The organism is Streptomyces sp. JJ36 (assembly GCF_021696945.1).
Classification (GTDB): Bacteria; Actinomycetota; Actinomycetes; order Streptomycetales; family Streptomycetaceae; genus Streptomyces.
This window is the reverse complement of the sequence record NZ_JACYHE010000059.1, coordinates 20545-38312: the sequence shown is the minus strand read 5'-3', so window position 1 is coordinate 38312 and position 17768 is coordinate 20545. Positions and strand designations below refer to the sequence as shown.

Genomic DNA, 17768 nt, shown 5'->3' with positions numbered 1-17768 from the left:
CGGCGCCGGGGCGCCACCGGGCGGATGCCCGGGCACGGCACCGCCGGCACACGGCAGCCCGCCGGCCCGCCGGCGGGCGGTGCCGACGGCGGGCCGGCGGCTGAGCGGGACGGCCGGGGACCGGGCGGTCAGCGGGCGTAGTACTCGACGACGAGCTGCTCGTCGCAGACGACCGGGACCTCACGGCGGTTCGGGTCGCGGTCGAGCCGGAAGGCGAGCGCCTCCAGGTTGACCTCGAGGTAGCGCGGGGTCTCGCCGTCGGGGGCGTATCCGCCCTCGCGGGCGACGAGGAAGGGGTGCTTGCTGCGGCTGCGCTCGCGGACCTGCACCACGTCCTCCGGGCGCACCCGGAAGGACGGCTTGTCGACCTTGCGGCCGTTGACCGCGATGTGCCCGTGCACGACCATCTGGCGGGCCTGGTAGATCGTCCGGGCCAGGCCGGAGCGGAACACCAGGGCGTCCAGCCGCCGTTCCAGCTCGATGATCAGCGCCTCGCCGGTCTTGCCCTCGACCTTGCGGGCGCGGTCGTAGGCGCGGACCATCTGGCGCTCGCTGACGTCGTACTGGGCCCGCAGCCGCTGCTTCTCCAGCAGCCGGACCTTGTAGTCGCTGGTCTGCTTGCGGCCGCGGCCGTGCTCGCCGGGCGGGTAGGGGCGCTTCTCGAAGTACTTGACGGCCTTCGGGGTCAGCGCGACGCCCAGCGCCCGCGACTTCTTGACCTTGGGACGCGACTGGTTCACGTTGAACGGACCTCCGTGTAAGTTAGGTGAGGCTTACCTTAGCGGAGGAGAACGCATGTTTCGACCTGGGATCCCCCTGTCCGGCACCGATGGCGATGCGGGACCGGGTCAGCCGCGTCCCGTGGAAGACGCCCGGCAGCCCACGGCCGCCGAGCGTGTACGAACCCTCGTGGAATCCAGCGTATCCGCACGGCTCCGCATTCCCGGGGCCGAGCACCTTCCCGAGGACCCCCTCGGCGGGAGCGCCCCGCTCCGGCGGGCCGTGACCCCGGACGGCGACGTGCTCGTGCAGGTCACGGCCGATGCGCCGGCCGCACGCGCCGCCGCCCACGCACAGCACGACGACCTCACGGCCGTGATGGAACTCACGGATGTCGCTCCGGTCGCGGTGCCCCACCGGGTACGCGGACAGGCCTGGGTCGCGGGCTGGCTGACGGCTGTACCCGGGACGGACCACGCGCGGTGCGCCGGTCTCCTCTCCCGCGGGCAGCCGGAGGGCCCGGAGGTGCACGGCCCGCAGGTGCTGCTCCGGCTGGAGGTGGGCGAGGCCCGGGTGGACGACCTGTGGGGTGAGGAGCACGTCGAGCCGGAGGAGTTCGCCGCGGCCGCCCCGGACCCGCTGGCCCGGCACGAGGCGGAACTCCTCCAGCATCTGGCCGCGGCGCACGGGGACCGCGTGCGCGGGCTCTGCTCGCTGCTCGGCGACGACGGCGAGGAGCTGTGCGGGGCCTGGGACCGGGTCGCCCCGCTCTCCCTGGACCGCTACGGCATGCGGCTGCGCTTCGCCGGACCGGGGCGCTGCTTCGACGCACGCTTCGAGTTCCCGGAACCGGTCGGGGACCTCACCGCACTGCGGCGGGCGATGCACCGGCTCTTCGAGGCCGCCGGGAGCTGAGGCGGAGCACCGGCGGCCCCTCCCCGCGTGCCGCTGCGGTGCGCCGTCCGTGCCGTCCCGTTCACCGCAGCACCCTGCCACCCGTGCGTCCCGGGCGTGGTCGCCGGGCGCCTTCTCCCGGGCCCGGGGCCCGCCGGAGAGCGCCCCGGAGGGCGGAAGCCGGCTCAGGCCCCGCCGGTCTCCTCGCCCGCCGGACGCGGCGGGTCCCCCCGCAGCCGGGCCCGCACCCGCTCGGCGACCTCCGCGTAGCGGGCCTCCGCGCCGTAGCGCGTCGGCTCGTAGTACCGCTTGCCGTGGACGGCGTCGGGTGCGTACTGCTGGGCGGCGATGCCGCCGGGGAGATCGTGCGGGTACTGGTACTCCCGGCCGTGCCCGAGCTGCTGCGCGCCCTTGTAGTGGGTGTCCCGCAGGTGCGGGGGCACCGGTCCGGCGAGCCCGGCACGGACGTCCGCCAGGGCGGCGTCGATGGCCAGATAGGCGGCGTTCGACTTGGGTGCCAGGGCCAGCGCCACCGTCGCCTGGGAGAGGGCGATCCGGGCCTCCGGGAAGCCGATCATCGCCACCGCCTGCGCGGCCGCGACCGCCGTCTGCAGGGCCGTCGGATCCGCCATCCCGATGTCCTCGCTGGCGGAGATCATCAGCCGCCGGGCGATGAACCGCGGGTCCTCCCCCGCCTCGATCATCCGGGCGAGGTAGTGCAGCGCGGCGTCCACGTCCGAGCCGCGGATCGACTTGATCAGCGCGCTGGCCACATCGTAGTGCTGGTCGCCGTCCCGGTCGTACTTCACCGCGGCACGGTCGACCGCCTCCTCCAGGGAGGCCAGGCTCACCGTGTCCTCACCCTTGGCGAGCGCCGCGCCGGCCCCCGCCTCCAGCGCGGTGAGCGCACGCCGGGCGTCCCCGCCCGCGAGGCGCAGCAGATGGGCCTCGGACTCCCCGGGCAGGCGCACCGCGCCGCCCAGCCCGCGCTCCTCCGCGACCGCACGGCGCAGCAGCCCGCGCAGGTCGTCCTCGGTGAGCGGCTCCAGGGTGAGCAGCAGGGACCGGGAGAGCAGCGGCGAGATCACCGAGAAGTACGGGTTCTCGGTGGTGGCCGCGATCAGCGTGACCCAGCGGTTCTCCACGGCGGGCAGCAGGGAGTCCTGCTGCGCCTTGCTGAAGCGGTGGATCTCGTCGAGGAAGAGGACGGTGTCCTTGCCGTACGCCCCGGAGGAGCGGCGGGCGCCGTCGATGACCGCGCGCACCTCCTTGACCCCCGCGGTGATCGCGGAGAGTTCGACGAAGCGCGCGTCGGTGGCCTGGCTGACCACGTACGCGAGGGTCGTCTTCCCGGTGCCGGGCGGGCCCCAGAGCAGGACGGACGAGGGACCGGCCGGACCGCCGCCGTTCTCGCCGACGAGCCGGCGCAGCGGCGACCCGGGCCGCAGCAGATGCTGCTGGCCCACCACCTCGTCCAGGGTGCGCGGGCGCATCCGGACGGCCAGCGGGCTGGCCGACGGCTCCCGGGCCTGACGGTCCTCGGCGGCGGCGGTGAACAGATCGGGCTCCACGCCGGAAACCCTAAGTCACACCACCGACAGCCGGGGCCCGGCCACCGGGGCGGACCTCACCTGGTCCAGAAGTCCCACCAGTTCGTGAGGATCAGCATGCCGATGATGCCGATGTGCACCACCGGGACCACCCAGTGGAACTCCCCGGCGAAGTCCTTCACCCCGGCGGGCGCCGGGAGGAAACCGCTGCGGATGTTGTGCCCGGTGACGTACCAGAACAGGAAGATCGTGGCGACCCAGGCGAGGCAGCACCACAGGCACAGGGCCCCGATGGTGTAGAGCGACTGGTACATCAGCCAGGTCACGAACCCGACGCCGAAGAGGCACCCGGCGTTGAAGGTCAGCCACCACCAGCGGGGGAAGCGGGCGCCGGCGAGCAGCCCCGCCCCGGCGGCGATCACCATGCCGTACGTGACCAGGCCGAGCATCGGGTTCGGGAAGCCGAAGACCTCGGCCTGCTCGCTCTCCATGATGTTGCCGCAGGAGACGACGGGGTTGATGCTGCAGCCGGGGACGAACTTCTCCCCGGCGATCTCCGCCTCGAGCAGCTTGAACTTGTCCATCGTGATGACCCAGGCGGCCAGCAGGCCGGCCGCCCCGGCCACCATCAGGAGCCAGGAGAAGGCGCGCCCGGCGCCCACGGCGCCCGCAGCGCCCGTCGGCGGTCCGTCCGCTTCCGCGTCGGCGCGCGCATGCGCGCGGGGTGCCGTGGTGGTCATAGCGCGTGGTGTCCCGTCGTCGTCAGTACGAGGTCCGGCTGTCCCTCATTGTGCCCCAACGCCCTCAGGTCCGGCCCAGCTTCGCGCACACCTCGGTGACCACTCGATCGAGTGGCACGGGCCGCTGCTCGCCGCTCTCCAGGTTCTTGAGCTGGGCCACCCCCTCGGTCAGGTCGCGGTCGCCCAGCACCAGCGCGTAGCGGGCCCCGGAACGGTTCGCCGACTTCATGGCGTTCTTCATGCCCTTCCCGCCGTACGCGAAGTCCGCGGCGACCCCCTGCCGGCGCAGCTCCGTCACGGCGGTGAAGAGCTCCCGGCGGGCCTCCTCGCCGACCGGCACGGCGAACACCTCGGTGGCGGGCGGCAGCTCCAGGGAGACGCCCTCCGCCCGCAGCGCCAGCACGGTCCGGTCCACGCCCAGCGCCCAGCCCACCGAGGGCAGCTCCGGGCCGCCGATCATCTCCGAGAGCCCGTCGTAGCGGCCGCCGCCGCCGACCGCGGACTGGGAGCCCAGACCGTCGTGCACGAACTCGAAGGTGGTGCGGGTGTAGTAGTCCAGCCCGCGCACCAGCCGCGGGTCGTCCTCGAAGGCCACGCCCTGCGCCGTCAGCAGCTCGCGCACCTGCTCGTGGTAGGACTTGCACCCCTCGCACAGGTGGTCCCGCATCATCGGGGCGCCGGAGAGCTGCCGCTGGACGCTCTCCCGCTTGTCGTCGAGCACCCGCAGCGGGTTGAGCTCGATCCGCCGCCGGGTGTCCTCGTCCAGGTCGAGACCGCGGAGGAAGTCCTGGAGCGCCGCGCGGTAGACCGGGCGGCACTCCCGGTCGCCGAGCGAGTTGAGCAGCAGCCGGACGTGACGCAGCCCCAGGGAGCGGTAGGCGTCGGCGGCGAGGACGATCAGCTCGGCGTCCAGCGCCGGGTCCTCGGCGCCCAGCGCCTCGGCGCCGACCTGGGAGAAGTGCCGGTAGCGGCCGGCCTGCGGACGCTCGTAGCGGTAGTAGGACCCGGAGTACCAGAGCTTCACCGGCAGCGCGCCCCGGTGCAGGTTGGCCTGGAGCGCGGCGCGCAGCACGGAGGCGGTGCCCTCGGGGCGCAGGGCCAGCTCGTCGCCGCCCTTGGTGGTGAGGGTGTACATCTCCTTGGTCACGATGTCGGTGGACTCGCCGACACCGCGGGAGAAGAGCTCGGTGTGCTCGAAGCCGGGGGTCTCCACATAGCCGTACCCGGACCGCCGCAGCGGCGCGGAGAACGCCTCACGGACCGCCAGGTAGTCCGCGGAGTCCGGGGGCAGCAGGTCGTAGGTGCCCTTGGGGGCGGAAAAGGTGCTCACGGAAAGCCTTCGTCACATTCCTCGTCGCGGAGCGGCGCCGACGCCGCCTCCGGGGCCGCCCGCGGCCACCTCCCGCAGGAAGGGGTTGGTGGCGCGCTCGCGGCCGATGGTGGTCTGGGGGCCGTGGCCGGCCAGCACCACGGTCGAGTCCTCCAGCGGCAGGCACACCCGGGCCAGCGACTGGAGGATCTCGGCGTGATCGCCGCCGGGCATGTCGGTACGTCCGATGGAGCCGGCGAACAGCAGATCGCCCGAGAACAGCACCGGCGGGATGTCCGCCTGCTCGGGCATGCCGAAGGTCACCGACCCCTTGGTATGCCCCGGCGCGTGCGAGACGGTCAGCTCCAGCCCGGCCAGTTCCAGCCGCGCGCCGTCGGTCAGCTCCGCGACGTCGTCCGGCTCCCCGACCGTCAGCTCGCCCATCAGCGGCTGTCCGATCGAGCGGCCCAGGGCCTTCTCCGGGTCGCTCATCATGTAGCGGTCGGCAGGGTGGATCCAGGCGGGCACGTCGTGCGCGCCGCAGACCGGGACGACCGAGGCCACATGGTCGATGTGCCCGTGGGTGAGCACCACGGCGACCGGCTTGAGCCGGTGTTTGGCGACGGCCTCCCGCACCCCGTCGGCGGCCTGGTGGCCCGGATCGATGATCACGCACTCCTCGCCGGCGGCGGGGGCGACCAGATAACAATTGGTCCCCCAGGCCCCGGCGGGGAACCCGGCTACGAGCACGTTCGTCCTTCGGTCGTCCGGCAGTGGGTAACGGCTGCTGAAGAGCCTACCGGCGCCGGTACGCACGCCGCGAATGCGTATACCGTACGGACCGGCATCGCGGCCCCGTACGCGTGTACGCCCCGACACGTTCCGAAGGAGACGATCCGTGGTCAGCAGTGAGCAGCGGCGGAAGCAGCTCGCACGCGAGAAGTACCTGCGGCAGCAGCAGCGGCGGGCGGAGGCCCGCCGGAAGGCCCGCATCCGCAACGCGGCCGTCGCCGTGGGCCTGGTGCTGGTGCTCGCCGCCGGCGGGGCCTACGCCGCCTCCGGCGGCCTCGGGGGCGGCTCCGAGGACGGCAAGGACGGCAAGGACGCCAAGGACACGGCGGCCGACGCGCAGCCCACGCCCAGCAAGGCCCCGGACCCGTGCGAGAAGCCGGCCAAGGGCAAGGCGAGCACCCAGCAGTGGAAGGAGGAGCCGAAGGTCACCATCGACGAGTCGGCGACCTACACCATGACGCTGGAGACCACCTGCGGGGAGATCGGGATCGAGATGGACGCCGCCAAGGCGCCGCACACGGTCAACTCCTTCCACTTCCTGGCCGGGAAGGGCTTCTTCGACCACTCGCCCTGCCACCGGCTCACCACCACCGGGATCCACGTGCTGCAGTGCGGCGACCCGACCGGGCAGGGCAACGGCGGCCCCGGCTACACCATCCCGGACGAGAACCTGAAGGACCCCCGGGTGAAGGACGGCACCTACCCCCGGGGCACCGTCGCCATGGCGAACACCGGCCAGAAGGACTCCGGCGGCAGCCAGTTCTTCCTGGTCTACAAGGACAGCAAGCTGCCGAACAGCTACACCCCGTTCGGGACCGTCTCGGAGGCCGGCATGAAGGTGCTGGACAAGATCGCCGAGGCGGGGGCGGGCGGCCCGCGCGGCCAGACGCCCAACGCCACCGTGGTGATCGACAAGGCCACCGTCACCGCGTCCTGATCGCCTGATCAGCGACTTAGGCCGCGTACGGGGGAAATTTCGGCCGCGCTGGATGCGGACAGCGCGGCCGGCATTCGCCTATGTTGGCCTTGACGAGAACTGTGGACGATGTCCGGGGGACGCGCGTTCCTCCCGGGGCATCACGTGGAGGAGGCGCTGTGAGCAGCGACCGGTGGGGCCGCGTCGACGAGACGGGGACCGTGTACGTACGTACCGCGGAGGGCGAGCAGGTCGTCGGCTCCTGGCAGGCGGGCTCCCCCGAGGAGGCCCTGGCCTACTTCGAGCGCAAGTACGACGGCCTGGTCGTCGAGATCAGCCTCCTCGAGCGCCGGGTGCAGACCACGGACCTGTCCGCCAAGGACGCCATGACCGCGATCGAGCACCTGCGGGAGCAGGTCGACGCGCACCACGCCGTCGGCGACCTGGACGCCCTGCGCCGCCGGCTGGACGCGCTGACGGCGGCGGTCGAGGAGCGCCGCGAGGAGCGGAAGGCGCGGAAGGCCCGGCAGGCCGAGGAGGCCCGCCGGGCGAAGGAGGAGCTGGTCGCGGAGGCGGAGCAGCTCGCGCAGAGCGACCAGTGGCGGGCGGCCGGCGAGCGGCTGCGCGCCCTGGTGGACACCTGGAAGGGGCTGCCCCGGCTGGACCGCAAGTCCGACGACGAGCTGTGGCACCGCTTCTCGCACGCCCGCTCCGCCTTCTCCAAACGGCGGAAGGCGCACTTCGCGCGGCTGGACGCCCAGCGCGAGGAGGCGAGGAAGCGCAAGGAGAAGCTGGTCGCCGAGGCGCAGGCGCTCTCCGACTCGCGGGACTGGGGCCCCACGGCCGCCAAGTACCGCGAGCTGATGCAGGAGTGGAAGGCCGCGGGCCGGGCCCAGCGGGAGCACGAGGAGGACCTGTGGAACCGCTTCCGGGGAGCCCAGGACGTCTTCTTCCAGGCCCGCGCCGCGGTCTTCGCCGAGCGGGACGCCGAGCAGCGGGAGAATCTCACCCGTAAGGAGGAGCTGGCCGCGGAGGCGGAGAAGCTGCTCCCGGTGAGCGACCTCAAGGCGGCGCGCAGCGCATTCCGGGCGGTCAACGAACGCTGGGACGCGATCGGCCATGTGCCGCGGGACGCGAAGGCCCGCATCGAGGGCCGTATGCACGCCGTGGAGCGGGCGATCCAGGAGGCCGAGGAGGCCGAGTGGCGCCGCTCCAACCCGGAGGCGCGGGCGCGGGCCGAGGGGCTGACCGGCCAGCTGCAGGACGCCGTGGACAAGCTCCGCGCACAGGCCGAGCAGGCGCGGGCCGCGGGGAACACGGCCAAGGCCGAGAAGCTGGAGAAGGAGCTGGAGGGCCGGCAGGCGCTGCTCGACCAGGCGCAGAAGGGCCTGGAGGAGTTCGGCGGCTGACCGGCCGCCTCCGGCCCGGCGTGCCGGGGCACTCCGCGCACGGACCGACCGCGGTCCCGTCCCCCGGGCGGCGGGACCGCGGTCGGTCCGTGTCGCCCGCGTGGGCCCGGGCGGGGAGCCGGCCGGCTGGGCGGGGCCTGCGGGCCCGGTCAGGGCCTGCGGGCCGAGGTCACCCGGTAGACGTCGTAGACGCCCTCCACGCCCCGCACGGCCTTGAGCACATGGCCCAGGTGCTTCGGGTCGCCCATCTCGAAGGTGAAGCGGGAGGTGGCGACCCGGTCCCGGGAGGTCTGCACGGCCGCGGACAGGATGTTCACATGCTGGTCGGAGAGGACCCGGGTGACGTCCGAGAGCAGCCGGGAGCGGTCCAGCGCCTCCACCTGGATGGCGACCAGGAACACGGAGGACTGGGTGGGCGCCCACTCGACCTCCAGCATGCGCTCCGGCTCCCGGGAGAGCGCATCGACGTTCTGGCAGTCCGCGCGGTGCACGGAGACGCCACTGCCCCGGGTCACGAAGCCGATGATCGGGTCCCCGGGGACCGGGGTGCAGCAGCGGGCGAGCTTCACCCAGACGTCGTCCACACCCTTGACGACCACGCCCGGGTCTGCGCTGGAGCGGCGCTTGCTCCGGCGGCGCAGCGGCGGCTGGGTCTCGGCGATGTCCTCGTTGGCGGCGTCCTCCCCACCGAGGGCCTGGACCAGCTTCCGGACGACGTTCTGCGCGTCGACGTGACCCTCGCCGATGGCGGCGTACAGCGCGGAGATGTCCGGGTAGCGCATCTCGTGGGCGAGAGTGACCAGCGAGTCTCCGGTGAGGATGCGCTGGATCGGCAGGTTCTGCTTGCGCATGGCCCGCGCGATGGCGTCCTTGCCGTGCTCGATCGCCTCGTCACGGCGCTCCCGGGTGAACCAGGCGCGGATCTTGTTGCGTGCCCGGGGTGACTTGACGAAGCCCAGCCAGTCGCGGGAGGGGCCCGCACCGGACGCCTTGGAGGTGAAGACCTCCACCAGGTCGCCGTTGTCCAGGGTGGACTCCAGCGGCACCAGCCGCCCGTTGACCCGGGCGCCTATGGTGCGGTGACCGACCTCGGTGTGCACCGCGTAGGCGAAGTCGACGGGCGTCGCGCCGGCGGGCAGGGCTATGACATCGCCCTTGGGGGTGAAGACGAAGACCTCGTTCCGGGAGAGGTCGAAGCGGAGGGACTCCAGGAACTCCCCGGGGTCCTCCGTCTCCTTCTGCCAGTCCAGGAGCTGCCGCAGCCACGCCATGTCGTTGACCGCGTCCTGGTCCCCGCCTTTGCCGGACTTCTTCGGCACGTCGGTGCGGACCTTGGAGGCGCCGGCGACGGCCTCCTGCTTGTACTTCCAGTGCGCGGCGATGCCGTACTCGGCGCGGCGGTGCATGTCGAAGGTGCGGATCTGGAGTTCGACGGGCTTGCCACCGGGCCCGATGACCGTCGTGTGCAACGACTGGTACATGTTGAACTTGGGCATCGCGATGTAGTCCTTGAACCGCCCGGGCACCGGATTCCACCGGGCGTGCACGGTGCCCAGCGCCGCGTAGCAGTCCCGGACGGTGTCCACCAGCACCCGGATGCCCACCAGGTCGTAGATCTCGGCGAAGTCGCGGCCGCGGACGATCATCTTCTGGTAGACGCTGTAGTAGTGCTTCGGCCGCCCCGTGACGGTGGCCTTGATCCGGGCGCCGCGCAGGTCGGCCTGGACCTCGTCGGTGACGATGGCCAGGTACTCGTCGCGCTTGGGTGCGCGCTCGGCGACCAGCCGGACGATCTCGTCGTACATCTTGGGGTAGAGGATCGCGAAGGCGAGGTCCTCCAGCTCCCACTTGATGGTGTTCATGCCCAGCCGGTGGGCGAGCGGAGCGTAGATCTCCAGCGTCTCGCGGGCCTTCTGCTCCTGCTTCTCCCGCTTGAGATAGCGCATGGTGCGCATGTTGTGCAGCCGGTCGGCGAGCTTGATCACCAGCACCCGCGGGTCCTTGGCCATCGCCACGACCATCTTGCGCACGGTCTCGGCCTGCGCGGCCTCCCCGAACTTGACCTTGTCCAGCTTGGTGACGCCGTCGACCAGCAGCGCCACCTGGTCGCCGAAGTCGCGGCGCAGGGTCTCCAGGCCGTACTCGGTGTCCTCGACGGTGTCGTGCAGCAGCCCGGCCATCAGGGTGGCCGGGTCCATGCCCAGCTCGGCGAGGATCGTGGTGACCGCGAGCGGGTGCGTGATGTACGGGTCGCCGCTCTTGCGCTTCTGGCCGCGGTGCCAGCGCTCGGCGACCTGGTAGGCCCGCTCGATCTGGCGCAGCGTGGCGGACTCGATCTTGGGGTCGTTGCCGCGCACGATACGCAGCAGCGGCTCCAGGACGGGGTTGAAGGGGCTCGCCCGCTGCACCCCGAGCCGGGCCAGCCGGGCACGCACCCGGTTGGAGGAGCCGGAGCGCCCGGAGACACCGGAGACCGGGCGTGCGGGAGCGACCTGGGCCCGGGACGCGTGCTCCGCGGCGCGGGCGGTTCCGCCCCGCCCCCGGGCGGACCCGTCGGCGGACCGCGCGGCACCGCCGTTGCGGTCGGGCTGGGGCGCCTTGGCGGAGCCCGCCGCGGCGCCCTTCGCCTGCTCGGCCTCCCGGCTCTTGCCGGTGGTGAGCGGCTGGGCCTCGTCTGGCACGTGCACTCCTCGCTGGACACCGGGTCGGACTGCCATGGTAGCGATCCCGCCCGCGTTCCCCCGGGGTGCGGCACCCGGACGCACGACGCGGGCCGGTGCCCGGACGATACCGGGTCACCGGCCCGCGCGGCCGGGTGGCGTCCTCAGACCGTGACCAGCGCCTCCAGGGGCGCGTCCCGCAGGGCCGGGGCCAGCCGGGACCGGCCCCCGAGGAAGCCGAGCTCCAGCAGCACCGCCAGGCCCGCCACCTCGGCGCCGGCCCGCCGGATGAGCTGCAGCGACGCCTCGGCGGTGCCGCCGGTGGCGAGCACGTCGTCGATCACCAGGACGCGGTCGGCGCCGGTCAGGTCCTCGGCGTGCACCTCGATCTCCGCGCTGCCGTACTCCAGCTCGTACGCCTGGCCGAGGGTGGCTCCGGGGAGCTTGCCCGCCTTGCGCACCGGGACGAACCCGATGCCGGCCTGCACCGCGGCCGGGGCGGCGAGGATGAAGCCCCGGGCCTCCAGCCCCACCACCTTGGTGGCGCCGTGCGTACGGCACAGCCCGGCCAGCGCCTCGGTGAGCGCCGCGAACGCGGCGGGGTCGGCGAGCAGCGGGGTGATGTCCTTGAACATCACGCCCGGCTTCGGGTAGTCCGCGATGTCGCGGATGCGGCTCAGCAGCAGCTCCCGCACCCGGTCGTCGGCGGTCACGCTCATCCCGCTCACCTCCCCCGGGCGCGGTGGCCGGAGGGCCCGGCCGCTCCGGCGGGTGCCGCAGGAGCCCGGTCGCCCGCCGGGGCACCGGCCGGGCTCCCCTCGCCGGCGGTTCCGTCCGCACCGGCGGGCTCCCCCTCGCGCGTGCCCGCCCTGGCCCGGCGGGCCAGGATCCGGCGGTCGTGCTCACGGACGGCGGGCTCCCGCGTCTTGAGATCCACGACGACCGGGGTGGCGATCACGATCGAGGAGAAGGTACCGGCGGCGAGGCCGACGAAGAGCGAGAGGGCGATGTCCTTGAGCATCCCGCCGCCCAGCAGGCCGCTGCCGATGAACAGCAGCGCACCGACCGGCAGCAGGGCGACCACCGAGGTGTTGACGGAGCGCACCACCGTGGCGTTGATCCCGAGGTTCGCCAGTTCGCTGTAGGTGTACCGGTCCTGCTTGGTCAGGGCGCGGGTCTTCTCCTTGACCTTGTCGAAGACGACCACCGTGTCGTACAGGGAGTAACCGAGGATGGTCAGCATGCCGACCACCGTTCCGGGCGTGACCTCGAAACCGACGATCGCGTAGACGCCGACGGTGATGACGAGGTCGTGGACCAGGGCGACCAGGGCCGCCACGGCCATCCGCCACTCGAAGGCGATCGCCAGGTAGACGCTCACCAGAGCCAGGAAGACCACGATGCCCTGCAGGGCCTTGTCGGTCATCTGGTCGCCCCAGCTCGGACCGACCAGCTCGGCGTTGATGTCCTGGGTCGGCACGCCGAGCGCGTCCGCGAGCGCGGCCCGGGTCTCCCCGGACTGCTCGGTGTCCAGGTCGGTCACCTGGACCCGCAGCGCGCCGTTGCCCAGCTCCTGGACCCGCGCGTCGCGGTCGGCGGTGTCCTGGGCGATGTCCCGCGCCTCGGCTTCGGAGATCGAGGCCTTCGGCGGGGTGGTGAAGACCGCGCCGCCCTGGAACTCGATGCCCATGAAGAGGCCGCGGAGGCCCAGCCCCAGGAGCGCGACGACGACGAACGCCAGCGTGATGCCGTACCAGAGCTTGCGGTGGCCGACGAAGTCGTAGCTGGTCTCTCCCCGGTACAGCTTGGCGCCGAGGTTCCCTAGCCGGGACATTCAGGCCTCCTTCGGTGCGGCGGAAGTGGTCCGGCGGCGGCCGCGGCCGCGCAGCGGCGGCCGTGCGCCGAGCCGCTTCGGGTCGAGCCCGGACCAGGGGCGTCCCTCGGCGAAGTACCGGCGGTTCGCGAGGATCATCATCGTCGGCTTGGTGAGCAGGAAGACGATCACCAGGTCGATGGCGGTGGTCAGGCCGAGCACGAAGGCGAAGCCCTGCACCGAGCCGACCGAGACGATGAAGAGGACCACGGCGGCGATGATCGAGACCACGTCGGAGACGACGATGGTGCGCCGGGCATGCGGCCAGGCGCGCACGATGGCCGAGCGCACGGCCCGCCCCTCGCGGACCTCGTCCCGCATTCTCTCGAAGTACACGATGAACGAGTCCGCCGTGATGCCGATGGCCACGATGGCTCCGCAGATGGCCGGAAGGCTGAGGGCGAAGCCGATGGCCGGCCCCAGCAGGGTCATGATCGTGTAGGTGAGCACGGCGGCCACCACCAGACTGGCGATCGCCACCAGGCCCAGCAGGCGGTAGTAGAAGAGCAGGTACGCCACGACCAGGGCCAGCCCGATCGCGCCGGCGATGAGACCGGCCTTGAGCTGCTCGGCTCCCAGCGTCGGGGAGATCGTCGTGACGTTGCTCTCCTCGAAGGTCAGCGGCAGGGCACCGTAGGAGAGGACGTTCGCGAGGTCCTCGGCCGACTGCTGGGTGAAGCTTCCGGAGATCTCGGCGTCGCCGACCAGTCGCTCGCTGACGCTGGGGGCGGAGATCACCTGGCCGTCCAGCACGATGGCGAACTGGTTCTGCGGCTGGGGCTTCCGGGACAGCTCGCCGGTGATGTCGGCGAAGGCGTCGCTGCCCTTGTCGTTGAAGGACATCTGCACGATCCAGCCCTGGCCGCGCTGCTGGTCGAAGACGGCGCTGGCGTCGTCGACGTTCTTGCCCTTCACGGCGACCGGGCCGAGCACGTACTTCAGCGGCGGCCGGTCCTCCTCCGGGAGGCTGCACGCCACCGTGGGCTTGTCCGGCGGGGTGCGGGCCGCCTCACGGCCCGCCTTGGACCGTGCCTCGTCGGTGGAGCAGTTCAGCGCGGCGAACTTCTTCTGCAGGTCCGCAGGGATGCCGGTGTCCGGGGCGGGCGTCGTCGGGTCCTGCTCCGGGGGCGCGCTCTCGGAGGCGTCCGGGGAGCCGGAGGGGGAGGCCGAGGGATCGTCCTTGAGGGCGTCGCTCACGGCGCGACCCTGCGTCGTCGAGGACGGCGAGGGCGAGCCGGACGGGGCGGCGGACTGCTCCGCCTGCTCGCCGTCGCTCTTCTCGTCCTTCTTCCCCTCGTCCTTCTCCTGGCCCTGGGCGGAGTCGTCCTGCTTGCCGTCCTTCCCGTCCTTCTGCCCGTCGCCGGGCTGCGGCGCCGCGGCGTCGTAGGTGAGGACGGGCCGGAAGTTCAGCTTCGCGGTGGTGCCGACCTGGTCGCGCGCCTGCTTCTCGTTCGTCCCCTTGGGGATGTTGACGACGATGTTCTCGGAGCCCTGGGTCCGTACCTCGGCCTCCGACACGCCCAGCCCGTTCACGCGCCGCTCGATGATCGCCACGGCGGTGTTCATGTTCGTCGGGTTGATCGCGTCCTGCTTGCCGGGCTCCTCCCGGGCGGTGAGCGTGATGCTCGTACCGCCTGCGAGGTCGATGCCCAGCCGGGGCGTCGTGGTGCCCGAGGCGAACATGCCCGCGGTGAGGCCCACGATCGCGATCAGCAGGATCACCAGAGCGCGCCCGGGCTTCCCCTGAACCCCCGGGGACCTGCGGCCCTTCTTCGGTGCTGCCACCTTCTCGTCTCTCCTGTCCGGCCGCCCGCGCCGGGGCCCGGACATGCCGGACCGGCCGCAGCGCGGGACGCGAAGTGGTCTACGGGTCCTGACCTGCGGGCCGTGCGCCGGCCCGGTGGCCGCGGCCCCTACTCGGAGTCGGCGTCACCCTTCCGCCGGGTGCCCTCGGACTCCGGGCGGTCGGCGTCCGCGTCCCCGGCGTCGGCCTCGGCCGAGCCGGACTTCTTGCCCAGGTCGATCTTGCCATCCGCGTCGGCGTCGGCGTCGGAGGTGAGCGCGGACGCGTCGTCCGGGACCACCGGAGCGCCGTCGGCCTTCAGCTCCGCGGGCTCGCCATGGACGATACGGTCGTACTCCTCGGGCTCCAGCACGGCGCCGACGGCGTTCTTTGCGTAGTGGGCGTGCACGCCCGGAGCGACCTCGAGGAGGACCGTGTCGTCGCCGATCTCCTTGACGGTGGCGTACATGCCCCCGATCGTCCTGACCCCGGTGCCGGGCTGCATCTGGTCGCGCATCTGCGCGGCCTGGTGCTGCTTCTTCTTGGCGGACCGGGTCATCAGGAACATGGCCCCGATGATCACGATGAAGGGGAGGAGCGTCACGATATTCACGGCGGAAGGATTCCTTCACACGACCGCGTCGGTTGATGCGGCCTGGTATTCGGGGGTGGGCAAACCGCCCGGGAGGGGCGGCGTCGGCGGAGTCTAAGCGAGCTGTCGCCGATGGAACAACGTCAAGCATGGCACTCGGGTTCCGCTCCCGGCGAGTCCGTGTCGGGTCACATCCCGAACAATCCCGGCTGTCCCGCTCCCCCGGGCGCGTTCTGCGGGGGTGTGAGCCCCAGGTGCGCCCAGGCCGCCGGCGTGGCGACGCGCCCCCGCGGAGTGCGGGCGAGCAGCCCCTCCCGCACCAGGAAGGGCTCCGCGACCTCCTCCACGGTCTCCCGCTCCTCCCCCACCGCCACGGCGAGTGTCGAGAGCCCCACCGGGCCCCCGCCGAAGAGCTTGAGCAGGGACCCGAGCACGGCGCGGTCGAGCCGGTCCAGACCCCGCCGGTCCACCTCGTAGATCTCCAGGGCCCGGGCTGCGGTCTCCCTCGTGATCACCCCGTCCGCCTTGACCTGGGCGTAGTCCCGCACCCGGCGGAGCAGCCGGTTGGCGATCCGCGGGGTGCCGCGGGACCGGCCGGCGATCTCCACCGCGCCCTCGGCGTCCGTACGGACGTCCAGCAGCCGGGCCGAGCGGTGCACCACCAGTTCCAGTTCCGCGGGCTCGTAGAACTCCATGTGGGCGGTGAATCCGAAGCGGTCCCGCAACGGCGGCGGCAGCAGCCCCGCCCGGGTGGTCGCACCGACCAGGGTGAACGGCGGCAGCTCCAGCGGGATGGCGGTGGCTCCCGGGCCCTTGCCCACGACGACGTCGACCCGGAAGTCCTCCATGGCCATGTAGAGCATCTCCTCGGCGGGCCGTGACATCCGGTGGATCTCGTCGAGGAAGAGCACCTCCCCCTCCTGGAGCGAGGAGAGAATGGCCGCCAGGTCACCGGCGTGCTGGATGGCCGGCCCGGAGGTGATGCGGAGCGGGGCCTCCATCTCCGCTGCGATGATCATGGAGAGGGTGGTCTTGCCGAGCCCGGGAGCTCCGGACAGCAGCACGTGGTCCGCGGCCGCGCCCCGGGCGCGGGCGGCCCGGAGCACCAGGTCGAGCTGCTCCCGGACCTTGGTCTGGCCGATGAACTCCCGCAGGTCCTTGGGGCGCAGGGCGGCCTCGACGGCCTGGTCCTCGCCGTCCGCCTCGGCTCCCATCAGCCGGTCGGCGGCGTGCCCCGCGGGGTCGGCCGCCGCGGCGGTCTCGGTGCGCTCGTCCCAGTTCATGAGGTCTGCCTCGGGTCGGGGTCGGATCGTCGTGCGCTGCTCAACGGGCCCGGCTCAGGGTCCGCAGGGCCGCCCGCAGCAGCTCGGAGACCGGCGGCGGCGCACCGTCCGCGGGCTCGGCCCGGGGGGCGACGGCCTCGACGGCCTCGTCCGCCTCGCGGGGCGCGTAGCCCAGTCCGACCAGGGCGGAGTGGAGCTGCTCACGCCAGGGCGGCGGCCCGGCGGCGGCCGGGCGGGCCCCGGCCGCGGACCCGCCCGCGGCGACCGGCTCGCCGAGCCGGTCCCGCAGCTCCAGCAGCAGCTTCTGGGCGCCCTTCTTGCCGATGCCCGGCACGGCGGTCAGCGCCTTCTCGTCGCCGGTCGCCACGGCGGTGCGCAGGGCGTCGGGCCGGTGCACGGCGAGCATCGCCTGGGCGAGCCGGGGGCCGACGCCGCTGGCGGTCTGCAGCAGCTCGAACACCTGCCGTTCGTCGTCCTCCGCGAAGCCGTAGAGGGTGAGGGAGTCCTCCCGGACGACCAGCGAGGTCGCGAGCCGGGCGGGGGTGCCCACGCGCAGCCCGGAGAGGGTGTCCGGGGTGCACTGGACGGCCATGCCCACGCCCCCCACCTCGACCACCGCGGTGTCCGGGGAGAGCGAGACCACGGGACCGGAGACGAAGGCGATCATGCGGTACGGCCTTTCGGGGTTCCCGCCGGCCGGCCGGGGCGCGCGCCCCGGGCGGCGGCGTGGGCCTGCTGGAGGCGGCTGACGGCGGGCGCCCGCCAGATGTGGCAGATGGCCAGGGCGAGGGCGTCGGCCGCGTCGGCCGGCTTGGGCGGGGCGTCCAGCCGGAGCAGCCGCGTCACCATGGCGCCCACCTGCTCCTTGCCCGCCCGTCCGGTGCCGGTGACGGCGGCCTTCACCTCGCTCGGCGTGTGCAGGGCCACCGGCAGCCCGCGGCGGGCCGCGCAGAGCATGGCCACCGCGCTCGCCTGCGCGGTGCCCATCACCGTGCGCACGTTGTGCTGGCTGAAGACCCGCTCCACGGCGACGACTTCGGGACGGTGGGCGTCGAGCCACTCCTCCAGGCCCTGCTCGATCCGCACCAGGCGCTCGGCGACGGGCGCGTCCGAGGGGGTGCGGACGACGCCGGCGGCGCCCATCGCGAGCCGCCGTCCGGCACTGCCCTCGACGACGCCCAGGCCGCAACGGGTCAGCCCCGGGTCCACGCCCAGCACTCGCACGCCACTGCCTCCCTCCTGCCGTC

General features: G+C 72.9%; 16 protein-coding genes. 3 read left to right on the top strand and 13 right to left on the bottom strand.

Translation table 11 applies throughout. The features are described 5' to 3' along the window. Window positions 1-128: 128 nt before the first annotated feature. Complete coding sequence (rpsD, locus tag HOY81_RS20085) at window positions 129-740, bottom strand: 30S ribosomal protein S4 (protein ID WP_237321860.1); 612 nt, start codon at window positions 738-740, stop codon at window positions 129-131. 55 nt (window positions 741-795) lie between these two features. Here rpsD and HOY81_RS20080 point away from each other — a divergent pair, with 55 nt between their 5' ends. Next, a complete protein-coding gene (locus tag HOY81_RS20080) occupies window positions 796-1635 on the top strand; it encodes a DUF2470 domain-containing protein (RefSeq protein WP_237321859.1) in 840 nt (279 codons plus the stop codon). A gap of 164 nt (window positions 1636-1799) precedes the next feature. Here HOY81_RS20080 and HOY81_RS20075 read toward each other — a convergent pair whose 3' ends face one another. The 4 genes from HOY81_RS20075 to HOY81_RS20060 form a co-directional block, all read right to left on the bottom strand. After that, window positions 1800-3185 carry a replication-associated recombination protein A gene (locus tag HOY81_RS20075; RefSeq protein ID WP_237321858.1) on the bottom strand — a complete coding sequence of 462 codons (1386 nt, stop codon included), beginning with the start codon at window positions 3183-3185 and terminating at the stop codon, window positions 1800-1802. A gap of 56 nt (window positions 3186-3241) precedes the next feature. Further along, window positions 3242-3904 (bottom strand): vitamin K epoxide reductase family protein, encoded by a 663-nt coding sequence (locus HOY81_RS20070; protein ID WP_237321857.1) that lies wholly within the window; start codon window positions 3902-3904, stop codon window positions 3242-3244. A gap of 64 nt (window positions 3905-3968) precedes the next feature. Continuing rightward, window positions 3969-5234: a histidine--tRNA ligase gene (hisS, locus tag HOY81_RS20065; RefSeq protein ID WP_237321856.1), complete on the bottom strand. Its 1266-nt coding sequence runs from the start codon at window positions 5232-5234 to the stop codon at window positions 3969-3971. A gap of 12 nt (window positions 5235-5246) precedes the next feature. Continuing rightward, the gene (locus HOY81_RS20060) at window positions 5247-5963 is read right to left on the bottom strand and encodes an MBL fold metallo-hydrolase (protein ID WP_237321855.1); all 717 of its coding nucleotides are present in this window, start codon (window positions 5961-5963) and stop codon (window positions 5247-5249) included. 148 nt (window positions 5964-6111) lie between these two features. On the opposite strand from HOY81_RS20060, the gene HOY81_RS20055 reads away from it, so the two are divergent. Together HOY81_RS20055 and HOY81_RS20050 are read left to right on the top strand one after the other, a co-directional pair. Beyond that, window positions 6112-6942, top strand: a complete 831-nt coding sequence (locus tag HOY81_RS20055; protein ID WP_237321854.1) for a peptidylprolyl isomerase — start codon at window positions 6112-6114, stop codon at window positions 6940-6942. Window positions 6943-7100: 158 nt separating this feature from the next. Then, window positions 7101-8330 carry a DUF349 domain-containing protein gene (locus HOY81_RS20050; RefSeq protein WP_237321853.1) on the top strand — a complete coding sequence of 410 codons (1230 nt, stop codon included), beginning with the start codon at window positions 7101-7103 and terminating at the stop codon, window positions 8328-8330. Window positions 8331-8479: 149 nt separating this feature from the next. Here the strand turns inward: HOY81_RS20050 and HOY81_RS20045 are convergent, their stop codons facing one another. The 8 genes from HOY81_RS20045 to ruvC all read right to left on the bottom strand — a co-directional run bounded on the left by HOY81_RS20045 (window position 8480) and on the right by ruvC (window position 17745). Next, on the bottom strand, window positions 8480-11011 hold the full coding sequence (locus HOY81_RS20045; RefSeq protein WP_237321852.1) for a bifunctional (p)ppGpp synthetase/guanosine-3',5'-bis(diphosphate) 3'-pyrophosphohydrolase: 2532 nt from the start codon (window positions 11009-11011) through the stop codon (window positions 8480-8482). Between the two features lie 143 nt (window positions 11012-11154). Beyond that, window positions 11155-11709 carry an adenine phosphoribosyltransferase gene (locus HOY81_RS20040; protein WP_237321851.1) on the bottom strand — a complete coding sequence of 185 codons (555 nt, stop codon included), beginning with the start codon at window positions 11707-11709 and terminating at the stop codon, window positions 11155-11157. Between the two features lie 5 nt (window positions 11710-11714). Further along, a complete protein-coding gene (secF, locus tag HOY81_RS20035) occupies window positions 11715-12824 on the bottom strand; it encodes a protein translocase subunit SecF (RefSeq protein ID WP_237321850.1) in 1110 nt (369 codons plus the stop codon). Next, entirely contained in the window at window positions 12825-14648 is a 1824-nt protein-coding gene (gene secD, locus HOY81_RS20030; RefSeq protein WP_237321849.1) for a protein translocase subunit SecD, read from the bottom strand. Between the two features lie 128 nt (window positions 14649-14776). Further along, window positions 14777-15259 (bottom strand): preprotein translocase subunit YajC, encoded by a 483-nt coding sequence (gene yajC / locus HOY81_RS20025; RefSeq protein WP_237321848.1) that lies wholly within the window; start codon window positions 15257-15259, stop codon window positions 14777-14779. 167 nt (window positions 15260-15426) lie between these two features. After that, window positions 15427-16521 (bottom strand): Holliday junction branch migration DNA helicase RuvB, encoded by a 1095-nt coding sequence (ruvB, locus tag HOY81_RS20020; protein WP_237321847.1) that lies wholly within the window; start codon window positions 16519-16521, stop codon window positions 15427-15429. Window positions 16522-16561: 40 nt separating this feature from the next. Then, on the bottom strand, window positions 16562-17188 hold the full coding sequence (gene ruvA / locus HOY81_RS20015; protein ID WP_237321846.1) for a Holliday junction branch migration protein RuvA: 627 nt from the start codon (window positions 17186-17188) through the stop codon (window positions 16562-16564). Then, window positions 17185-17745 carry a crossover junction endodeoxyribonuclease RuvC gene (gene ruvC, locus HOY81_RS20010; protein ID WP_237321845.1) on the bottom strand — a complete coding sequence of 187 codons (561 nt, stop codon included), beginning with the start codon at window positions 17743-17745 and terminating at the stop codon, window positions 17185-17187. The genes ruvA and ruvC overlap by 4 nt, the downstream gene beginning before the upstream one ends. Between the last annotated feature and the right edge of the window lie 23 nt (window positions 17746-17768).